The organism is Oleiphilus sp. HI0080, from assembly GCF_001635135.1.
Genome location: NZ_LWFU01000082.1, coordinates 1 through 499, shown reverse-complemented (window position 1 = coordinate 499; position 499 = coordinate 1). Strand labels below are relative to the sequence as shown.

Sequence of the window (499 nt, the reverse complement as noted above, 5' to 3'; positions counted from 1 at the left end):
GCAGAGTAATAGCCAAAAAATGAAACTCCTTTTAGAGAGAGACGATATGTGCTTGCGCTCCAGCGTTACCTTCATTTTTCTCGCATCGACACGTATAAATCAAAGCATGAGTGTGCAACATATGTGAGGTGATCGCCACTTTCGATGCGCGATCGTCATTGAATACGAAAGCGTTTATTTAAGGGGGAGGGTGGAGTATGCGATTGATGCATCTCAATGCAAAAAAGCCGCACTTCGCGCAGGCGATGACCCAAACGTTGCTACGGCGTATGGATCCATCTGGACAGTACGTTTCTCAGAGCGCTTTCTTCGATAGGCTTGGCGACGTGCTCATTCATGCCAACCTCTAGGCAGCGTTCACGATCGCCTATCATCGCGTTGGCTGTTAAGGCAATGATTGGAATCTTCGCATGTGTCTCTCCAGCTTCGCCTTCGCGAATCCGCAGTGTTGCCTCGTATCCATCCATCTCGGGCATTTGGCAGTCCATGAGGATCAGTT

1 protein-coding gene is annotated in these 499 nt (G+C 49.1%); it reads right to left on the bottom strand.

Annotated features, from left to right (window positions below; all coding sequences use genetic code 11):
- Positions 1-260: 260 nt before the first annotated feature.
- The coding region (locus A3751_RS01075; RefSeq protein ID WP_156492157.1) for a response regulator at positions 261-499 on the bottom strand (239 nt) is incomplete at its 5' end.